At 49.3% G+C, this 18,663-nt stretch carries 23 protein-coding genes; 1 reads left to right on the forward strand and 22 read right to left on the reverse strand.

The window, feature by feature from the left end; genetic code table 11:
* Positions 1-289 precede the first annotated feature (289 nt).
* Positions 290-493: a hypothetical protein gene (locus tag KBW69_RS20555; protein WP_257282100.1), complete on the reverse strand. Its 204-nt coding sequence runs from the start codon at positions 491-493 to the stop codon at positions 290-292.
* A gap of 185 nt (positions 494-678) precedes the next feature.
* Between KBW69_RS20555 and KBW69_RS20560 the strand changes: the two genes are divergently transcribed.
* Positions 679-978, forward strand: a complete 300-nt coding sequence (locus KBW69_RS20560; RefSeq protein WP_257282101.1) for a hypothetical protein — start codon at positions 679-681, stop codon at positions 976-978.
* Here KBW69_RS20560 and KBW69_RS20565 read toward each other — a convergent pair whose 3' ends face one another.
* From KBW69_RS20565 to KBW69_RS20665, 21 genes are all read right to left on the reverse strand, one after another.
* Positions 979-1,866, reverse strand: a complete 888-nt coding sequence (locus KBW69_RS20565; protein WP_257282102.1) for a hypothetical protein — start codon at positions 1,864-1,866, stop codon at positions 979-981.
* A 147-nt stretch (positions 1,867-2,013) separates the two neighbouring features.
* Entirely contained in the window at positions 2,014-5,430 is a 3,417-nt protein-coding gene (locus KBW69_RS20570) for a host specificity factor TipJ family phage tail protein (protein ID WP_257282103.1), read from the reverse strand.
* Positions 5,393-5,830, reverse strand: coding sequence for a hypothetical protein (locus tag KBW69_RS20575; RefSeq protein ID WP_257282104.1), 438 nt, complete (start codon positions 5,828-5,830; stop codon positions 5,393-5,395). The genes KBW69_RS20570 and KBW69_RS20575 overlap by 38 nt, the downstream gene beginning before the upstream one ends.
* Positions 5,831-5,858: 28 nt before the next feature.
* Complete coding sequence (locus tag KBW69_RS20580; protein ID WP_257282105.1) at positions 5,859-6,404, reverse strand: DUF1833 domain-containing protein; 546 nt, start codon at positions 6,402-6,404, stop codon at positions 5,859-5,861.
* A 28-nt stretch (positions 6,405-6,432) separates the two neighbouring features.
* On the reverse strand, positions 6,433-6,789 hold the full coding sequence (locus KBW69_RS20585) for a hypothetical protein (protein ID WP_257282106.1): 357 nt from the start codon (positions 6,787-6,789) through the stop codon (positions 6,433-6,435).
* A gap of 63 nt (positions 6,790-6,852) precedes the next feature.
* Positions 6,853-8,310, reverse strand: coding sequence for a LamG domain-containing protein (locus KBW69_RS20590; protein ID WP_257282107.1), 1,458 nt, complete (start codon positions 8,308-8,310; stop codon positions 6,853-6,855).
* Positions 8,307-8,876 carry a hypothetical protein gene (locus tag KBW69_RS20595; RefSeq protein ID WP_257282108.1) on the reverse strand — a complete coding sequence of 190 codons (570 nt, stop codon included), beginning with the start codon at positions 8,874-8,876 and terminating at the stop codon, positions 8,307-8,309. The genes KBW69_RS20590 and KBW69_RS20595 overlap by 4 nt, the downstream gene beginning before the upstream one ends.
* Complete coding sequence (locus KBW69_RS20600) at positions 8,869-9,234, reverse strand: hypothetical protein (RefSeq protein ID WP_257282109.1); 366 nt, start codon at positions 9,232-9,234, stop codon at positions 8,869-8,871. Before KBW69_RS20600 ends, KBW69_RS20595 begins: the two co-directional genes overlap by 8 nt.
* Positions 9,231-11,264 carry a hypothetical protein gene (locus KBW69_RS20605; protein ID WP_257282110.1) on the reverse strand — a complete coding sequence of 678 codons (2,034 nt, stop codon included), beginning with the start codon at positions 11,262-11,264 and terminating at the stop codon, positions 9,231-9,233. Before KBW69_RS20605 ends, KBW69_RS20600 begins: the two co-directional genes overlap by 4 nt.
* 2 nt (positions 11,265-11,266) lie before the next feature.
* Positions 11,267-11,437 carry a hypothetical protein gene (locus tag KBW69_RS20610; protein ID WP_257282111.1) on the reverse strand — a complete coding sequence of 57 codons (171 nt, stop codon included), beginning with the start codon at positions 11,435-11,437 and terminating at the stop codon, positions 11,267-11,269.
* Between the two features lie 23 nt (positions 11,438-11,460).
* Positions 11,461-11,808, reverse strand: coding sequence for a hypothetical protein (locus tag KBW69_RS20615; RefSeq protein ID WP_257282112.1), 348 nt, complete (start codon positions 11,806-11,808; stop codon positions 11,461-11,463).
* On the reverse strand, positions 11,808-12,230 hold the full coding sequence (locus KBW69_RS20620; RefSeq protein ID WP_257282113.1) for a phage tail tube protein: 423 nt from the start codon (positions 12,228-12,230) through the stop codon (positions 11,808-11,810). The genes KBW69_RS20615 and KBW69_RS20620 overlap by 1 nt, the downstream gene beginning before the upstream one ends.
* A gap of 30 nt (positions 12,231-12,260) precedes the next feature.
* The gene (locus KBW69_RS20625) at positions 12,261-12,617 is read right to left on the reverse strand and encodes a hypothetical protein (RefSeq protein ID WP_257282114.1); all 357 of its coding nucleotides are present in this window, start codon (positions 12,615-12,617) and stop codon (positions 12,261-12,263) included.
* Positions 12,614-13,054 carry an HK97-gp10 family putative phage morphogenesis protein gene (locus KBW69_RS20630; RefSeq protein ID WP_257282115.1) on the reverse strand — a complete coding sequence of 147 codons (441 nt, stop codon included), beginning with the start codon at positions 13,052-13,054 and terminating at the stop codon, positions 12,614-12,616. Before KBW69_RS20630 ends, KBW69_RS20625 begins: the two co-directional genes overlap by 4 nt.
* Positions 13,054-13,392 (reverse strand): phage head closure protein, encoded by a 339-nt coding sequence (locus tag KBW69_RS20635; protein ID WP_257282116.1) that lies wholly within the window; start codon positions 13,390-13,392, stop codon positions 13,054-13,056. The genes KBW69_RS20630 and KBW69_RS20635 overlap by 1 nt, the downstream gene beginning before the upstream one ends.
* Positions 13,389-13,709, reverse strand: coding sequence for a head-tail connector protein (locus KBW69_RS20640; RefSeq protein ID WP_257282117.1), 321 nt, complete (start codon positions 13,707-13,709; stop codon positions 13,389-13,391). The genes KBW69_RS20635 and KBW69_RS20640 overlap by 4 nt, the downstream gene beginning before the upstream one ends.
* A gap of 48 nt (positions 13,710-13,757) precedes the next feature.
* Entirely contained in the window at positions 13,758-14,975 is a 1,218-nt protein-coding gene (locus KBW69_RS20645; protein WP_257282118.1) for a phage major capsid protein, read from the reverse strand.
* A gap of 16 nt (positions 14,976-14,991) precedes the next feature.
* A complete protein-coding gene (locus tag KBW69_RS20650; RefSeq protein ID WP_257282119.1) occupies positions 14,992-15,591 on the reverse strand; it encodes an HK97 family phage prohead protease in 600 nt (199 codons plus the stop codon).
* Complete coding sequence (locus KBW69_RS20655) at positions 15,584-16,819, reverse strand: phage portal protein (protein WP_257282120.1); 1,236 nt, start codon at positions 16,817-16,819, stop codon at positions 15,584-15,586. The genes KBW69_RS20650 and KBW69_RS20655 overlap by 8 nt, the downstream gene beginning before the upstream one ends.
* Positions 16,820-16,969, reverse strand: coding sequence for a hypothetical protein (locus tag KBW69_RS20660; protein ID WP_257282121.1), 150 nt, complete (start codon positions 16,967-16,969; stop codon positions 16,820-16,822).
* Positions 16,966-18,654 carry a terminase large subunit gene (locus KBW69_RS20665; protein ID WP_257282122.1) on the reverse strand — a complete coding sequence of 563 codons (1,689 nt, stop codon included), beginning with the start codon at positions 18,652-18,654 and terminating at the stop codon, positions 16,966-16,968. The genes KBW69_RS20660 and KBW69_RS20665 overlap by 4 nt, the downstream gene beginning before the upstream one ends.
* Positions 18,655-18,663 lie beyond the last annotated feature (9 nt).

Raw genomic sequence — 18,663 nt, forward strand, 5'->3', positions numbered from 1 at the left:
AATCACTTATATGGTAGGCGGTACTGGAGTCGAACCAGCGACCTTTACGATGTCAAAATTACAGCAACCAAACAAATAACCCATTGTTTTATATATAAAATAGCATTATTTTGGCACTATCATTCTAATAAGCTTTGTCATATATAAAACAATGACTTACATACTGTACAAAGCACTGTATTTTACCGGGCGTTTTTTGAAAATAAGTCCACTGTCTGTCGCACACTAACCCAGCAAAATTCTATACGATCTCGGCTAAGCTTCCGGTGCTCTTGGAGCACCAACCGCATCATTCAGCTTCATCCAATGCCAGCACCTTCCCTAAAAGCTCTCTTCGCAGCTCTTCCTTCTCTTCCAGATCCACTTCTGACTGCGATAAGGCTCTGATGCACTGCTCAATTTTTTCATCTTTGGAGGCCATTTCAGATAAGACCTTTAAAACCCTGTTAACCGTGGTTGCTGGATCTCCGCTGTATAGATCATGTTCCTCCATCCCGTCTACTCCTGTATCGCCTTAAATATACTGTTTATATATACAGTATTTTATTATGTTATCCAAATAGTTTCATTGCAGACAAAGACCCCAGAACCGTCATTTTTGGGATGGGAGCTTCTTTTGCACAAAGCAGAAAATCTGATAACCTGATCAGCAGGAGAACAACAACACAAGGAAACAAAGTGAAAAAATTACTCACCCTTCTTGTTCTGTCCCTACCCCTTCATACTGTTCAGGCATTAGAAATTGGGAAAGGAAAGGTAATCAGCTCCAGCACTCAAATGATAGAGATATTCGTCTCTGAGGAGCGTGCCAAGTACGGCGATGTGAGTGCTGAATGCACTCTGTTCGACAACCAGAAAAATGAGATAGATACGGTAAAAACCCGTTTCATTCAGGATCGCATGCCGCTGCATTTCAAGGGAAGGTACTGGCACGTATACGACATTAGCTGCAGGCTGTTCAAAGCCAAAACATCCTGATCAATCATAAAGAGTGATTATGTAGCTACCGGCATCGAGAAACTTTCGAAAAATCCTGAATGAATGACCCGGTGCCATGTATAAATCCGAGATCAGTAAATCGTTATCAGACTTCAAATTAACATAACCATTCACAAGGCCAGTACATAAAGCATAAGTGCTAAACCAACCGTGACCATAATCTCCCACCTCCGTGCCCGTTCCACCAAACGCTGAAATTGAGTTCACTACCAACCAATCACCCAATACGGAAGATTGCCGAACATAATTAAACAATTTATTCCCCTTCGGCGTTTGTGCGCCTTCCGAACTGTTATAATAAGGTGGATTTTCAGACTGTTCTATAATACCGGCCAGTGAGTTTTCCTGTATCACATTATGAACACTCATAGCTTTTTCAGCACTGCTAAAAACCATTTCTCCCTGGGCGTTATAAACAGCCATACCATACTGATCTTTGACCACCGGTACACTAAACACCCTGATACGGGCAGTGCTGCCATTGGGAATGATGTACAAAGTAACACTCGTACAAATATCACCACTAAACTGTGAACCCATAATCATGGCGCAGCCATCCCTCACAGCAATAGTCGGCATGTACTTCCTACCTACCGACACGTTGTGAAATCCTTTTCCCAATGAAACTTCTTTTACAAGATGCGAGTTAAAATGAACACCATCAACAACATAGCTGCCATGATCATTTCTAACCCTAAAACCATAATCAGTAGTCATAGACAATAAACCGTACATAACCAGTAGGTGGTGGCGAGCCAGAATACGGAAAGCTTTCCAAAGACCTTGACTTAATTCGAACTCTTCCCGACTCCAACCAAACCAGAGACTGAGTATTGTTGGTGGAATTAACAACGATTCCTGAAACATACATCCCTGAAGACACTGAAAACGGTAAGGAGACAGTAAAATCAGATGAAGATATGAGAACCTGAGCCTCATAAATCGGCTTGGCATTGCGCCTTGAAGTATCCATAGACAGCGTTCCATCTGCCGAATAAACCCGTATACCAGCACTCATAACAACTGACCTATCTCAACCCGCAGAACATTACTGGCATCAAACACCTTGATAATATTGTTATTGATTTCAAGACGGCCGCCAGTCTCTGCAGACTTGATTGAGAGCTGACCTTTGAACGTTAACTTGTTCTGAATCTTGTCATACACCAGCTGTGCATTGTTATACGTCTTATCACCGGTCCCGATCCAGAACGGGTAATTGCCTGCGCTGGAGATCTCCACCCGCACACCTGCCGCAGCATCGGTCTTGAAGGTGCCACCGGTTACCGTACCCATGTAAGCAGACACAGCAGAAAGACTCTGGATAGAACATTTATCCGCAGTAACCGCGTTGGCTTTCAGCTTGGGTGTTGAAATGGAATCGTCGCCTATCACCGTCTCGTCGACTTGCAAAGTGCTGGCCTGATGAACAGACGACATCACAGTGTCATCACCCCACTGGTCAACCCAGCCAAGCCGGAAATACCATTGCCCGGAGAGAGTCAGGTTAATAAAGCTGGTTGTCGAATCAGCAAGCAGATTGTCAGGTGACGGGGTAAAGTCGGAGCTTTGCGCCCCCCAGACTCTCAGCGAACGTATATCCTCAGCGGTATTGGGATCACAGCTAATGGTGATACCGTCAATCAATCCGGAAACGATAATGTTATTGGGTGCTGCTGGCGGTTCGTTGCGAACGTCCAGTGAAGCCGGTTCACCGGGGCGCCCCTTGGCATTGAAAGGTGTCACCCTGATCGCAAATTCACGACCGGAACCGTGATTGCGGGCCTGCTCTGCTGAGTAGTCCCACTCAATCACGGGAATGTTTTTCTCGGTATGCAGAACCACCTCGTCTTTGACCACTTCCACCTGGTAATGCACCGCACTGAGCACCTCATCCCACTTTACTTTCAACACCGGACCCGTGAAGGGCTCACGTAAAGCCACCGTAGTGGAGGGCGGTATATCAAAATCCGGACCTTTTAACTCAATGGTTTCATAGGCCCACTCTCCTTGACCGTCCCCCACAGCCGCCACTCTGAAGTAATTGATACCGTTGTAGAGACGGGTTTCCCATGTGTTGTGTTGTTGTTCCTGAACTCTGGCCCAGTTGCCACCGTCAAGACTGTGATCAATCAAGTACAGCTGAGCCACACCGGACGATTGCCAGCTGAGGATCGCTGTTTGCGGATCTTCTACTGATTGAACAATCAGGAAGCTGGTAATAGAAGGCAGTGACGGGTTCGGTAGGGTGCTGCCGCCACCGTCTTTTTCGGGTACCGGCACATCGTCGAAGGTGTACACCACGGGATTATCCCAAAGTGCAGTAATATCTACCTGATCATCACCGGCGGGTGACACCTTGGTAATAATGAAGTCACGGCAGAAGGCACCGTCAACACCGACCTGATACTGAGTCCGCTGCTGACGATCACCGGTATAAAGCTGAAAGTCCGGCTGCTCCTGCAGTATCAATTCCTGAGCATTGGCGCCCGCCTCCACCGGATAAGGTCCGGCAAAGCTGCCGTCCGGTCGGCACAAGGCAATATAATTCTGTTTGGTGTCGTGCAAAGTGACCGGATCGGTCAAGCGCACCCGGGCGCCTTCATGGCTGATCACTTCTCCGCTAATACCCCACCCTTTCAGCCAATAGCTGATGCCTGCCCGGTCACCCCAGATACTGTTCAGCCCCTTGTTGCTGACGGAAAACTTGATCTGCATCCGTCGATAAACCATCTTGGCCGCTTCATAGATGCCAATATTGAAAGCCTGCTCCAGATTATCCACCGCTGGCAGTTTGATGCGTTTGGGGTTGTTGGCGGTGTGGTTAGGCAGCTGACACAGTACTTCATCCATAGCGGACAGCGTGGCATTCCAGAACTCGACAATAATACTGTCATTGTCGCCCGACTTCGGAAAGCTTCGCTCTACCGTCGGTGCGCTGAGCATATCAAAGGGCGTGTACATGCTGTTGCGGATCATCCGCTGCATGTCTATCACAACATAGAACTTGCCGTTGTGGGTCAGCACATTGCCACGGCCACAAGCCGCTATTTCCTGAAGGGCCGAAAGCAAGGTACCACGGGTATCAAAGACCCGGTTTGTTTTTTCCTCCCGACTGGCCCAGATCTGATGATTACCCAGAATGTTATCCAGATCGATCAGGGATTCATCCAGCCTGCCGCCGTGGTCACTGCGAATGGCGTTGCAGAAGTTCCAGGCGATCTCACGGGACGGTCTTAAATCGCTCCAGCTATCACCCTGCCAAACCGGCATTTTCGCAGTAGCAAAAATATTAAACTTACGTTCTGACACAGCAGACAGACTGTTGCTGCCTTGAGCGATAACCGCAATCTTGGTCACGCCGGGGTAACTCTCAACACTGGGATAGTAAGCCCGAGCCCCTTCCCAGTGAATACTGTCGACCACCCTGCTATCCGTACCGGCGCTGTTAGTCCGAACCAGCGCCACCTGATAACGGCCTGTTGTCGTCAGTTCAATGCGCTCACTCCAGCGCTGAGGGGTATTGGTTGAAGCGGTATATGAATAGGTTTTAGTCTGGGCTGTCCCGATGGCATTACCTTCATCATCAATCTGCTGATACATAACATCCAGAGTGACAGAACGGCTGTACATATCACCATCATCATCCAGACCATAAAGCCCTGCACGGCAGGCAAAGTCCAGACCGATAAAGTTGGCCTTCTGACCTTCAGTGACCAGCACAATATAACCGGTCGGGCCCGTGTATTCGTCTTCATTGGGACCGAACAATTCAATACCAGCCACCTCATCACTGGTATCCACATTATCAGGAAAGAGCGTGACCGGATCATCGGGACCACAGACCTCTACCTGAACACCGGGGAACTCATCCGCCGGGGTATCGCCGATCATCAGGGTTTCAAGATCGAACTCACCATACCCGACACAAAACAGCTGATAGAGGTTTTGAGTGTTACCGGTATTCTCCCGCCAGGGCTCCGACAGCCAATCCATATTATGACGGTTACGCCCACAGGCAAACGGGATAGGCTCCATTAAACGGGCATTGTTGCCCTGAGCGGTAGCGTCATACGTGGGGCTGGCGTCTGGCAATGCCTGCTGTGTGGGTGGTGGTTCGATAGAAGCCAGAGCCACTGCGCTGACTGCCAGAGACACAGCCAGAATAATAGTAAAAGGATCAAAGCCGAAGGGTCTGACCGCCAGGTCATAATCCTGACCCTGAGCAAGTATCAGACAAGGCCAGTCTTCCGGCGCCACCCGCTGACCATTTACCAGACACTCAACCGGCTGGGTCTGACGATCCTGAGAATATCCCGGCACATTGGCCAGCATCCATTCATGAAGGGTCTGACCGGCAGCCGCGTCAATCACTTCTTCGTTGTGGCGAAGGTTAAGAATGTTCGGGGAAACGTGAATGCGTGCGGACATAGAATTCTACTTTTGGAAAGAGTCGTTTAATACGGGTTACCGGCTCAAACTTCGAAAGAGCGCCTTGGTGGCAATGGAGCACCCCGCCCCCGTCGATATCAAGATAAATGCCGACATGACGCACCACCAGCTTTGCCGACTTGCCACGGATAAAACAGACCGCTACTGAACCATGAACCGGCACCGGTGAATGCTGCCAGTAACCCGAACGGATCTGATCAGAAAACGCCTGGTGAATTTCTTGGGTGTTGTCTGTGGTAACGTGATTTAATCCGGGCAAGTCCTCACAACGGAACTGCTCAGACAGCACCGCCATTACCAGTCCCCAACAATCGTAGGTGTCTGGACCCCGGGCATAGGCCACCCAAGGCTTACCCAGATAGTCATGAACCCAATGCATAAAATAAGACTCTGTTAGATGGCTGGAATCAGCGGACCAGACCCGGCGCAAAGTCGGGCGTATACAGGAGATAAGGAAACGGGCGGTTAACGACATCGACCAGAGTGGCCGTTGCATTCATTTGACCGTCTTTATTACTGATGCCTTCCAGAGTCCATTCGAAAGGCACATTCTCGGGGCCGGTGATTTCACCGGTATCAAGATTCTGCAGATAGAGTCGTCGGTATACTTTCAGCTCGCCCGGATGCAGCAGCGCCTTGTCCAGCTCTTCTTCCAGAGCCATGGTCACATCACCCAGACTGATCGGGAAATCGGTATAGCCCTGATCGTTCCGTTCCGGATGCTTGGCCGAAATTGGAGCCGGTTCAAAACGCACCACCTTACCCGCATCAACCGGCGCCGTGGCTTCCAGTGTCGCTTCTATCGCTTCTGTACTGGTCAGTGTCGATACGAAACGCCAGGGCCTGACAATGCCTTGATCGTCAGTAAAGCCCTGATGATGGAATTCGAACGTATCGAGTACGATTTTATTGACCGGTGCGGAAGCGTAGGCTGTTTTTAGTGCCTCGCTCATGGGATGGGATTTTCCTTATGGGTAAGGGTCAGGCGAATTCGCCGTGCCAGTGGGGTGGAGTGTAGGTCACTTGCTCCTGTGTGTCCGGATCGGTCATGGTTACCGATGCTCGGCTGTAGGCTTTTTCATACTTGGCGGTTTTTTCGGGATCGGCGTCTACTTCTTCTTTGGTGCCTAGTACTTGCAGATGAGTGAAGCTGTTTAGCATTTCTCTTTCTTCGTCGGTGCTGGTTCTGCATAGCGTAACACTATGCAACTCACCGCCGTGCTGGACAGGTGTCATACAGACATTCAGAACCGGATTTCCGTCTTCGTCGCTGTGGCCTTTATCAATCAATTCTTCCTTCAGTGCAGGAAGATTAGAGGTATAGGTTAATAGATCCATAAATTTTGCACTCATGTCATGGCTTACCCAGGTTCATCACAAAAAAACACCTACAACAAATATTCAGGATGCGCCCAACGCAGAAACCTGTTCGGCGCTTAACGCACTGGCCCAAAGCATAAAATCGCGTATATTGATAACCCCATCTGTAGCAGTGATAAAGTTATCTAGAAGCTCGCTGTGTTCCAATTCTTCTGAATAGCTTGCTGTATTGAGTAGCACACCATCAACATAAACCCTCACCAAACCGCTACTCTTAACCATGACAATCATTCCGGATGTTTTCGACAGCTGTCCATTAGCTGACCCATAAAAAAAAGCCAGACCACCATTGTGGTATCTTAGTTTGAAATCAATGCTACTACCTAGCTTCCAAACATCAGAATAACCACGGGGATTTATCAAACGAACCCTGATAGAAATAGTAAAATCCTTTCTTGGATCAAAGTTTCCCTTCCACGCGTACTTTAGAAAAGGGGCGGATCGAGTCACCGCCGTTTCGGCGGTAGAAATATAAGAGGTTGCAAATGGTAGTTTTTCCGTCTGGGGGAAACACACAAGAAAGTCGCCCGTGGGCGAGTTTCCAAGAATCATTCTAGGAATCCCCCCCTCACTCACTTTTACTTTGTGTTCCACCCTTTGCCACTCATCTGTAAGCGCATGCAATGGATGGCTTTGGGCCCCATCACCAGTCAACCGGAGACTCATAGCCTGTGACGGATTATCTGGTGCAGCCTTTACAAACAATGATGCTGTGAACTCTTCGCCGATTGGATAAGAGACACCAGTGAATAGGTGATAGACATTGTGTCCTACTTCACTAGAGATCGTTAAATTCGATGCTCCGGACACTAAAAACGCGGGACTAACACGATCCGGACCCAACTCTGTTGGATGCCTAACAATAGTTGCATTACCGTAATAGTTATAAAGTTCCATATTTTCTGAGTTTACGTGAAGATTCGTACTGGCAGGCTCGCTCAAATAACCATACTTTTCAAACCTTGGCTGATCTGAAGCAACCTTTTTTATTACATTGCTTTTGTCCATAAAGGTTGCTTCAGAATTCATCGCAAACTTAGCCGACCGACTCGGCAAATCCACCATCAGCGACCCATCCTGTGCCGCCGAAACATCAACCTGATCCGCTGGCCCAAACCCTTCCTCAATCCGCAAATCCGAAATCAACGGCAAATGAAAATCCGGAGCAGGCACCGCCGCCAATCTCAAAGCATCACGCACCGTCTCCAAATCAGCAATCTGATCCGCCCGATCCGCCGCCGCTTCAGCACGAACGGCATTGGACCCGGATTCATCACGATACTGCTTGGAAAGAGTCAGATCTCCATCCACCTGATCATTCCACTGACGCTGCACGTTCCTGATGCTGGGAATGGGATTACCACTTTCCGTTGGAATCCAAGCCTGATCATCACCTTCTGTAACCTGTTGGTGTGTATCCGATGCTGATTCAGCTTTTTGGGTGGCGGCTTCCAGGCGTTCGCTGATCGTTGTGCTCATTGCTTGCTCCAATGTTCGTGTTCGGGGAGGGTGTAATTAATGGTCTGATAATATTCGTGACTCTGACTCAAAATACGGTCAAGCTCAGTGGCGCCAAAAGGTACCAGCCAGTTCATGGTTTCGTGATAACGGTCAGCCGCTGCCAGAATCGCCAGCGTTTCCTGTGAACCGTATTGCAGAAGGAATTCTGCGGTAGCGTCGTCGATGATGTTTAGACGAAAGCATTCCAGCTCGACTTTTACTCTCCAGTAGACGCTATCCGTCTGATACTCCTCAACAGAGAGCAGGCGAACCTGATGGTCAGAAAAATCAAAACCGATCTTGAGCGACTGATTAAACCAGCTTTCGCCATAGGCTGACTCTTCCTCACGAAACTGCTGGAACCTGGTAAGCTGGTCGTCATTCCACAGGTATTCGACGGTAAAGGTTTCAATGGTTTTATGCTGGGGATTGATACCGCCCGAAGGTCCGTTGATTTTGCTAACGTTTCGAGCCATGGGCAGACTGTAGCTGTATCCGTTTTTTTTGGGTTGCCCTAAGGCCTCTGGCCACCGCAGATCAGTCATAAACCTCTGCCTGCAAACTGATGGGCCAGCTGTTGTTCGTGTAAGAGCCTGTATTCAGATCAATAATTCTCATACGTTTCACTGCCATGGTTCCGGATACACTCACCGGAGCACGAAACCAGACCGCGCCCTTATACACCTTTCTTAGCCACCACCAGTCAAAGAGTGATTTTTGCAGGTCATCCAGCTCCAGACTGGCCTTGATAATCTGAACCGGCACCTTTTGACGAATACGAGCACCAGGAGAAAAGCCCAGCTTTTCATCGACTGTTACCCGCTGAAGGTTTGGATTGTGGCTATAACCTTGCATCTTCCACACAGGGAGAACATCGGGCCAGACAATCACTGCTTCGGTCACAGCCTGCTGCCCGGGTTGAGTGGATAAATGCCTTCCAACGTTCTTCTGACTTCACCACCATTCTTAAGGTCGGTAAGCAATGCCTGTCGAGACTGGCCAACGGCAATACTGACGACTTGCGCTACAGGGTCAACCGTTGCGGTGGTTCCCTGTGGTGCTTCATTAATTTGAATGCTCCAATTCACATCAGAACTACCAGAATCCATGCCCGACTTATTATTCTGATCAAGATAAGCCTTCAGATCCGCATTGGTCCGCGAATCAACCACCCGCTCACCTTTATCCAGCAACCAGGTACCTTCTTTTGGGATGTAGTCAATGCCATCGTGGGCCATACCCTGCATTTCAGTACCGCTGATGGTGGTGACAATGCTGGCGGTTTGAGCGGCCACCGTCGCCATTGCAGGAATATTGGCAGGAAATGGCAGAGCGGCAGCGTTAGCGATACCGGTTTGAATTTTTACAATGGAGTCTGCAATAGCAAAGGCTTTGGATACAGCAAACATGGCCTGATAAATGCCGGATTGCTCACCCGCAAAGGTTTTACTCAGATCCGCCAGCTCACCAAACAGCTTGCCGCTGTTCTGAAGCTGAACACTGAGACTCTGAGCCAGCAATAGCTGACGATCTTCTTCTGCCTTACCGACAATGGAGGTTTTCAGGTTCTGATAGTCCTGAAGGTTGACGACATCGGCATCACGCCATTGCTGCAGTTTTTCCAGCTTCTGTTGCTCATGGAGATCAATCAGTTCGGCTTCAGTCATCAGTGATTCTTGTAGCCGCTGAAGTTCTGCCTCCATACGCTCTGTTTCTTTGTCGGAAAATGCCGGGGCATTGCTGGCTGAAGTGGCTGCGACGATATCAGCAGGTGGTAGAGCAGGCGCAACTGCTGCGGCTTTGGCTTCTGCTTGGACCTGTGCCAGTTCTCGCCATTTATGAACATAGACTTCGAGCTGATCACTAGGCAGTGGTTTACTGACAAGATCAATATAATCGTTCCGGGCGTTCTCGATTTCAGCGCCCAGCTCTTGGGTCATGGTCTGGAGGGTCTGATTATACTCGGCATTGACGCCAGGCAGCTTATTGATCAAATCGGTAACAGTCTGATCCAGATAGGTAATATCATAAACAATGGCGTAGACCGCCTCTTTCCAAGTCAGCGCCAGTCCTTCAAAGATAAACTCCCAACCACGAATCACATCACCAACAAAACCAAAGCCTTTCATCAGGCTGTTAACGACTTCGGTGGCAACTTCACCAAACCCACCCGCTGCATTACTGGCATTAACCAACTCTTCAGAAATCCCCTGAATAATGGGGGCCAGTTCAGCAGTGAGCGCCTGGGTAAACCCTTTGGTTGTCAGAGAGGTTTTATAAAAGGCGTCGTTCGCCTGTTCTATTTTTGCCGCATCCACTCTGGACAGAGCAATACCGAAGTTTTCTGCCTCATCCTGCATGGCCTGCAGACCATCTACACCGGCATCAAGAGTGTTTAAAAGACCAACACCTTCAGAGTCGAAAAGCTTGAAGGCCAACCGCACCTTATCAGACTGACTTTCCACTTCTCCCATGGCCGCAGCGATAGCCTGAAACTGCTGATCGGGTGACATCTCTGCCATAGCCTCGGCAGACAGCCCCAGCTCATCGAGAGCACCAACGGCCTCACCAGTACCCTGTGCTGCTTCAGCAACACGCCGGGTCATCCGCTGTAAACCCATGTTCAGCTTTTCAGTGCTGACACCTGTCAGCTCACCCGCATACTGCAAACCCGCCAGAGCTTCCGTACTGATGCCAATCTTGTCAGCAAACTTGGTTTGCTGATCAATGCTTTCTGCCGTGTTTTTATACATGACAGCCAGACCAGTAGCCGCAGCAGCACCCACAGCAACCATGGATTTTGCCGCAGTTGCTGCAGAGGCTCTCACTTTTTTTGACCAATCTTCAGCTGATTTGTTGGCTTTTTTCAGCTCAGAACGGAACTGTGCCGACTCTGCCAGCAGATCAACAGTCAGTGTTGCCAGTGTTGTCATGGTTAATCCAAAACATTGCGGAATTGAGCGTACTGCTGCTCAGAAGTGATTTCAGGAGGTTCGGGGTTTTGTTGCAGCTCAAAGTAAGCCAGCCATTCTGTGAGCTCTTCAATACTCAGGGTGAAAGAGAGCTCATAAACGGTTTTGCCCAGATGGGATGCCAGGGCAAACAAATGCCGACGGTACGGGTTGGCCTTTAGTCTTTTTTTGCCTCGTCGATGGCCTCCGATCCCAGCTGACTGCAGGCAATCGCATCCTTATAAATATGCAAGACCACATCAGAGCCCAGCGTTTCAATCAGCGCTGCCACTTCTTCTGGCTCTGGTTTGCGTCCGAGCAGAGCCTGAGAGGCTATTTCACCAAACTCTGACCATTCCAGATCACGATTGCTTTCTTCAGCAATACGACTGATTTTGCCGATTTTATCCAGTGCGCCCAGTGGCAGCTGATGCAGTTGATAATCACGGCCATCCGGCAGCTGTCGGATATGCTTTTTCAGCTCAGGCGGTTTGTTTAACAACTCGTCAAAGGTGAGCGCAGCCATCAAACGACACTCCATGTGGTTTCGCCAGACTGTTTGCCAGTGACAGTAACGGTAACCGCCGATCCGTTTTCGGGTTCATTAACGACATAACCCGCCAGAACCAGATCAAACTCCCCACTCCGGCCATTGGTGAAAGTGACTTTCATCTTCACCGTTTCACGATTCTTGGCTTTAGTGAGAAAATCTTCCTGATCAGCGTCACCAGGCACATCGTTCAGAGTGATTTCTTTATCGGGCGGTGTCAGCATACCGGACGCGAAGGTCTTGGTGGTTGCATTGATGGGTGTTGTTTCTACAAACTCGCCCTTTTCACCCGTAGAGCCCACCGATACGGCATTGACCAGATCGGTAAAGGTGCCGGGTGCGCTTTCATACGCCAGTGTGGTTCCAGCGCCAATAACGGCAACAGTTGAGCCAGCCATTGATTTCTCCTTGGTTAATAGTGTGATGGGTTAATGGTGATAGACAACAAACTGCAGCAACTGGCGGTGTATTTCCGCCGATTGCTCGTATTGGTCACGCTGGTCTTCCAGCAGCACAAGCTGAACAGGCACATTGTCCAGCATTGTCTGGTTATGCAGTGCTGAGATAATGTCTGCAGCCATCGCCTTTACCGACGAATAGCTTTTGCCGTAGCAGTCCACCTGAAAACGGGATTCCGTTATCTTGGGCTGTCGTGTGATGGTGACTGTACGAGGGGATGACACCAGGGCATAGACAACAGCGGGCAGATCATCACCCCGCACACTGGGAAATACCCCGCCGACATCAAGCTTTTTCAATGCCCTGTAGAGTGCCTTTTCAATCATGCTTTCTTTTGGAGTCTCTTGATTCTGCGGGCCAGACTGTCCTTAAAGCGGCTGACGGTCTGCTGCCAGAGTGCGTAAGCGGCAGGCCTGATAAACGGCTGGGCTGCGCTTTTCTCAGTACCAAATTCGACAAAATGTGCCTTCCATGCGCCTTTTTTAATGGCGCCCACCTGCACAGCCGCTATGGCATTATTACCTGCAAAGGTTTCCTGGAACTTGCGAGCGGTTTTATCACCCTTGTAAAACCCGGAACGACGGCCAATAGTCTTCTTCAGATTGCCTTTATCAACCGGAACATCGGCTTTCATCTGGTCAGCCATGGGTTTACTGGCGGTCATTAACGCACCACGAACCGCTTTTGCCCCCACTTCGGTTTCCAATTTGCGAAGCTGGGCCTCCAGCTCTTTCAGGCCAGTGACTTTTATTTTTTCGGTCATTAAATCACCAGTCGGCGACAATGGACTTTCAGCTGCCGCCGACGCATATCCGGATCATAAGCAGCCAGCACTTCATAGGTGATCTCCCGGTGAACCATACGCCATTGGTTGTCCATCTGGGCAAGGGTTTTGTTGAAACGGATGTTAACGGTCAGATCAGTGCTGACGATTTTGCCTGCAGCGGCCTCGATCTCTTTGGCTGATACCGGTTTGATTTCTGCCCGGGTTGGACTTTTAGTGGCGTTTTCCCAGCTGGTAGAGGCGTTATCAGTGAAACCATCGGAAGTATCCACCGGCTTTTGAAACCGGACGCTGTGGCGAAGTACTCCGGCTCTCATAGAGGAATCAGCCGATGTGGACGGATAATGGCGTCATAAGCCAGAGGCACTTCTTTAATAGTCAGTTCACTGGTCGCCTCCCGATTTCTATACCAGTGAGCAACCAGAAGCAGCATAGCCATTTTGATCCTCGCCCCCACAACCAAACCGCTGCTGTCTTCATCAGGTACAGAATCAGCGTAGAGATTGCGATTCAGATCGGACTGAACCTGATCCTCTGCCGCTGACGCCAGCATTTGAAGATACTGATCATCTTCTGTTTCATCCTGACCGATGACGCACTGGGTTTTGATTTCTTCGAGGGTGAGGTAGTTCATTATTGACCTTCAGAACGGGGATTGATCCCCGCTCATTTCAGTGGATTATCAGGAAGCCTTCATTACCAGCTTTTTAATGGCTGCGGTATCTTCCAGCAAGCAATCAAAACGGTGGAAAGCCAAGAATCCAGTCTGATCAAACTCAGCATAACGCTCTACCAGACGACGAACCGCCATGGCAGCTACTCGGCGTACAATGAATTTCTGGAAGTCGCCATAGAAGGCAACCGCTTTTCCAGCTGCAGCAGAGTCAACCGCTTGATCAAGCTGATAACGCTCTCCAAGAATAGTGGCAGGCACGACTCCGGCAACGGCTGGCAACCAGATAGGGCGATTCTGACTATCTACTTCCTCAGTCAGTGCTTTCAGGGTTGAGTCATTGAACAGAAAGTGGCTGTTCATACGGTAGGCTGGGTCTACTGCATGCTTGAGAGAATTCAGCTCTTTCCAGGTAACCTTGGTTGTTGTGGCAGCGGTATGCTTACCGGTAACAGAAACTTCCAATCCTTTAGGCTGGAGAGGAGTGCCAGCACCGGTACCTTTCACCAGGTACTTGCTTTCACCACGTCCAATACGCTGGGCCATTCGACCTGTAAGGTGGGCTTCAACATTGATACCGGAATCCTGCAACAGCTCATTGCTGGCCAGAATGATTTTGGAGGACAGTTTTTTAGCGCCAATACTGGCAGCCCCGTACTCAACATCACCCCTACTGGCTTCAGTGTTTTCACCGACCAGCTCACCTTCTTCACTGGTGCCGTCACTGGTTGCCCACTCCATATCACGGCCATGGCTGGTATTAATGACGTTGGCAATATTTGCAACACCACCATAAGCTTTCATGGACTCAATAACGCGGTTTTGGAACTCAACAGGAACAGTGAAACCACCTTTTGCGTCTGTACCAACACCCTGAGCACGCATCTCTTTGAGAACAGAGCGCAATTCGGCGTCCATCTCTGCCTGTCCGTGACGAAGATACTGCTCGAAAGCTTGAGTTTGACGCTTCTCAGCAGTCTGTTCCTGACCACCGTTACGCTGCTCTTCATGATCATCTGTGTTTTCTTCAACAAAAGACTGATCAAGATCGCGAAGCTCCTGTTCACGGGAAATCTGACCATCCAGCTTATCCAGACTGCACTTCATTTCATCCCATTTCGTGCGCTGCTCATTACTCCAGCTTTCGTCACCGATATCGGTGTGCAGATCACGCATTTGAGTAGCCAGGGCATTACGTTGCTGGCGCAGTTCATGCAGTTTCAGCATGTTTTTCTCCTAAGGTTTAGATTGATGCGCCAAGCAGCTCGAGCATCCGCACTCTGGCCTGACGTTGGTTGATGGCTTTGCGGGCAAGTCCCTGATTTCGGGCTTCCTGCCACTGCTGCAAAGACCGGGTGGCTGCCGTTGCATCTGTGTAGGCGGGATAGGTCACCGGACTGACATCAATCAGACGCTTCATTCTGTGGATGGTGCGAACAATGACACCGTCTTCGTCTTCATCCCAGTCATCATCACCAGCGATAAACGCAAAAGATGACTGACTGATATCCCCTCTTTGCATAGGGGCAATAACAAGATCACGAATTGTCTGGTTGTCGGGTATTTCAATGTCATAACCCAAACCAGTTTCATCTGTTCTGAGTGAAAGCGTTCCGGAAGAGGTCCTGCCGAGTACATAGTTCGGATCATGATTGAACAATGCCCGGACATCATCCTGAAGCACATCATCAAAAGCGCCAGGCATGATAACTTCGCGAAAACCACCCAGATTTTCACTACGAGTGTTAAAAACTGCCCCGTAACCCGAGATTTTTCTGCACTCTTCACCCTGATCACCTGCTCTCAACTCACAGGCAAAAGTCCGCTTTTCAATATCACTCATCAGGTGTCTCCTGTGTTTTGTCGTCTTCTCCGAACTGGGAAAGAGGTACAGCGTTCACTGACACCAGCAATTCATCCAGACCATCGCGAGGGTTTAAGTCTTCGAGTGTTCTGACCTCATTTCGGTCCATCCATCCATCATTGATCGCTTTGCTATAAAACTCGGCACGATCCTTAGCTGTCCCTCTCAGGAGACCAGCCAGATTGAATTTGACGTAGTAGCCAGCTTTGCGCTCAGCTGCAGAAAACAGTTTTCGATTGAGTTCCTGCTCCCATTTCACGACCCACGGCATCATCGTGTGGCGAACAAACTGGATGGCCTGCTCACTGATATTGCTGAAAGTGGCTTTTTCGAGATCGTTAATCATGTGAGAGGGCACATTGAAGATGCCCGCCACTTCTGAACGAGTCATTTTTCTGGAATCAATGAATTGTGCTTCCTCGGGAGGGATGGTCATTGCCTGATATTCAAGCTCAGAAGGAAGCAATATTTCGCCACCGTCGTCCCTGAAAGTGGCTTTTGCAGATTTCCACGCTTGCTTGAGCAGCCCCCAGTTTTCTTTACTCAGGGAGCTTTTAGGGGTAACAAGTCCAGTAGCACGACCGCCACTGGCAAAGAACTTAGAGCCGTATTTCTGTGCAGCCAGCCCTAAACCAATCGTTTCAGCATGTTGACGTATAGGGCTTTTACCCATTCGCCAGTCAATACTCGTACTACCCAGTGAGCGGATATGAATCATATCCTCAGGCTGAATCGCCTCCATGCCACGATCAACATCGAAACAGGAATAAACATAGCGGTTACCATTTTTCAGAAGCGAAGTGGACCAAGGTAAAGCTGGATAAAGCTCCAGTATTTCACCTTTTCTATTCCGCTCAATACAGGTAAACGCATTCCCCCATCCAGCTGCGTGACACTGGCCACTTTCACGCCAGTCATAACTTGATTGCCAGGCATTTGGAGAGTTGCAAAGCAGATCATAGGTTGCATGATCCATTGCAATTTTGATCGTTTTTCCCTGCCGACGCATAGGTACCAAGGGAAGCTGAGCCAGAGAGCTGGAAAGCACATACAGGCAGCTATAGACCGCTGCAAGCTCCATTGCCTTTTCTTCACTGACCGCAATACCCGAATGACTGCGAATGTAATCAAGCAACTCTACATCATTCATAGAGTTAGCTGGATTCTCCAACGGATCGGCTCTTTGTTCGTATAGCAGATCAAGCATTTAGCTTCTCCGGCTGGCAGCCAGTGCAAAAATAAGCAGAAGACTGCCGCCGCTCATCAATGCAACAGACAATCCAAATTGAAGGTACAGGCCTGCCATCAGTGCTGAAAAACCAGTTACACCGATCAGGTCGAGAGAGATTTGTTTCATGCTAAATCTGCGGGGTCATAGTCTGCCAGAGGGTTGTATTCGCCTTGTGAACTCATTGCCCGGTCCATAGCCATTAACAGCGCCACCATGCCGTCTATTTTCCGATCATTGGATTCTTTCATCGGGCAAAGGTTGCCTTTCAGTTCCCGGGTAACAACATTTGACGCCATCCAGGTCATTACCGGGTTACCGTCATGGTGAAATCTTCCGGACTGAATAGCAGCTTCCAGTTCCCGCATAGCAGGAGACAGGGCATAACCCTGCTTAACTTCGATCGTTGAAGCGCCTTCTTCTTCCAGTTGGTGCGCGAGCTGAGTGGCTCGCCACTGGTCATAGGCGATTTCATTGGGTGGACAATCTTCTGCCTGCTCCAACACTTCGTCTTTGATCTGGTTGAAGTCAATTTCATCACCATCTGTCGCTGTCAGTGCGCACATGTTCACCCAATTCTGATAGGCGTCACGGTTCTTATTGTTGTCACTGGCGTTAATGGTGTTTTCAGGCAGGTAATGGCGACCAAAGCAGTAGTAGTGGTCTTTGCCATCAATATGCTTTTTAAACAGTTTGACGTGCGAACAGATATCCAGCCTTGAGGCCAAATCCAGACCATCCCAGCAATCCACGCCCCGGAAGTCTTCAATGCTCATCTTGCGACCGCATTTTTCCCACTGCTGCAGGTTGAGCCAGGCATCTTTGGCATTACACCAAATGTTCAGATGCTTGGTTTTAAATTTGTTTTGGCGGCTGGTGATGTTGATAGCGTTCTGCAGTTCACTAAGCAGAAAGTCTTCACTCACCGAAACACCCATGTTTGGGTTGGCTTTTCTCAGAGAGGCCGGATCGGTCCAGTCGTCTTCCGGGTCAATGGTGTAGATAATGCCAAAGAGCTCTTCGTTGGGCAGAGTGCCCTCCAGCATCGCCTCAACTTCTTTCTGTTTCTCGAAGCAGGGACCGGAAATATTGAAGCCAGCAGTGGTAATGATGTACAAAAGCGGCTGACTTCGTGCACCCATACCTGTACGCATCGTGTCGTAGAGGTTTGAGGTTTTGTGCTCATGGTATTCATCAATCAGAGCACAGCTGGGGGAACTACCATCCCCCGGATCACCTATCAGTGGTTCAAGTTTGGACCCATCTTCCAGAATGGCGAGGTTCTTGGCGTTGACCTCTATCCCTGCCTCTTCCCTGAGCTCCGGTGTTTTCTGGACCATCTTTTTAGCAGGGCTGAAAACTTCCCAAGCCTGCTTTTCAGTCGTTGCACCACTGTATACTTCAGCACCGTACTCGCCATCTGCAGCAAAACACACCAGAGCAACACCCGCAGCCATAACGGATTTGCCGTTTTTGCGGGGTATGGCGTTATAGACTTCCCTGAATCTTCGATGGCCATCTTTTTTTCTCACCCACCCAAAAACACAACAGAAATTAAACGCCTGCCAGGGCTCGAGACTGATTAATTCCTTTCTCTGCCCCCACTTCGCTTTGACATGGGGAAGTAGCTCAATGAAATTACAAACATTTTCAGCTTTGTCTTTATCAAACCTATAAAGCCAGTCGTTGCCTTTCTTATTCAGGTCATCCAGATGACGCTGACAGGCAAGCTTTACCCACTTACAGGCTGGAATGCGCCCGGAAACAACGTCTCTGGCGTATTTATTAGCCGCATTAACATGGGGATACGCCATTGCATAAGT

It is taken from the genome of Endozoicomonas sp. ISHI1 (genome assembly GCF_024606225.1).
Classification (GTDB): domain Bacteria; phylum Pseudomonadota; class Gammaproteobacteria; order Pseudomonadales; family Endozoicomonadaceae; genus Endozoicomonas_A.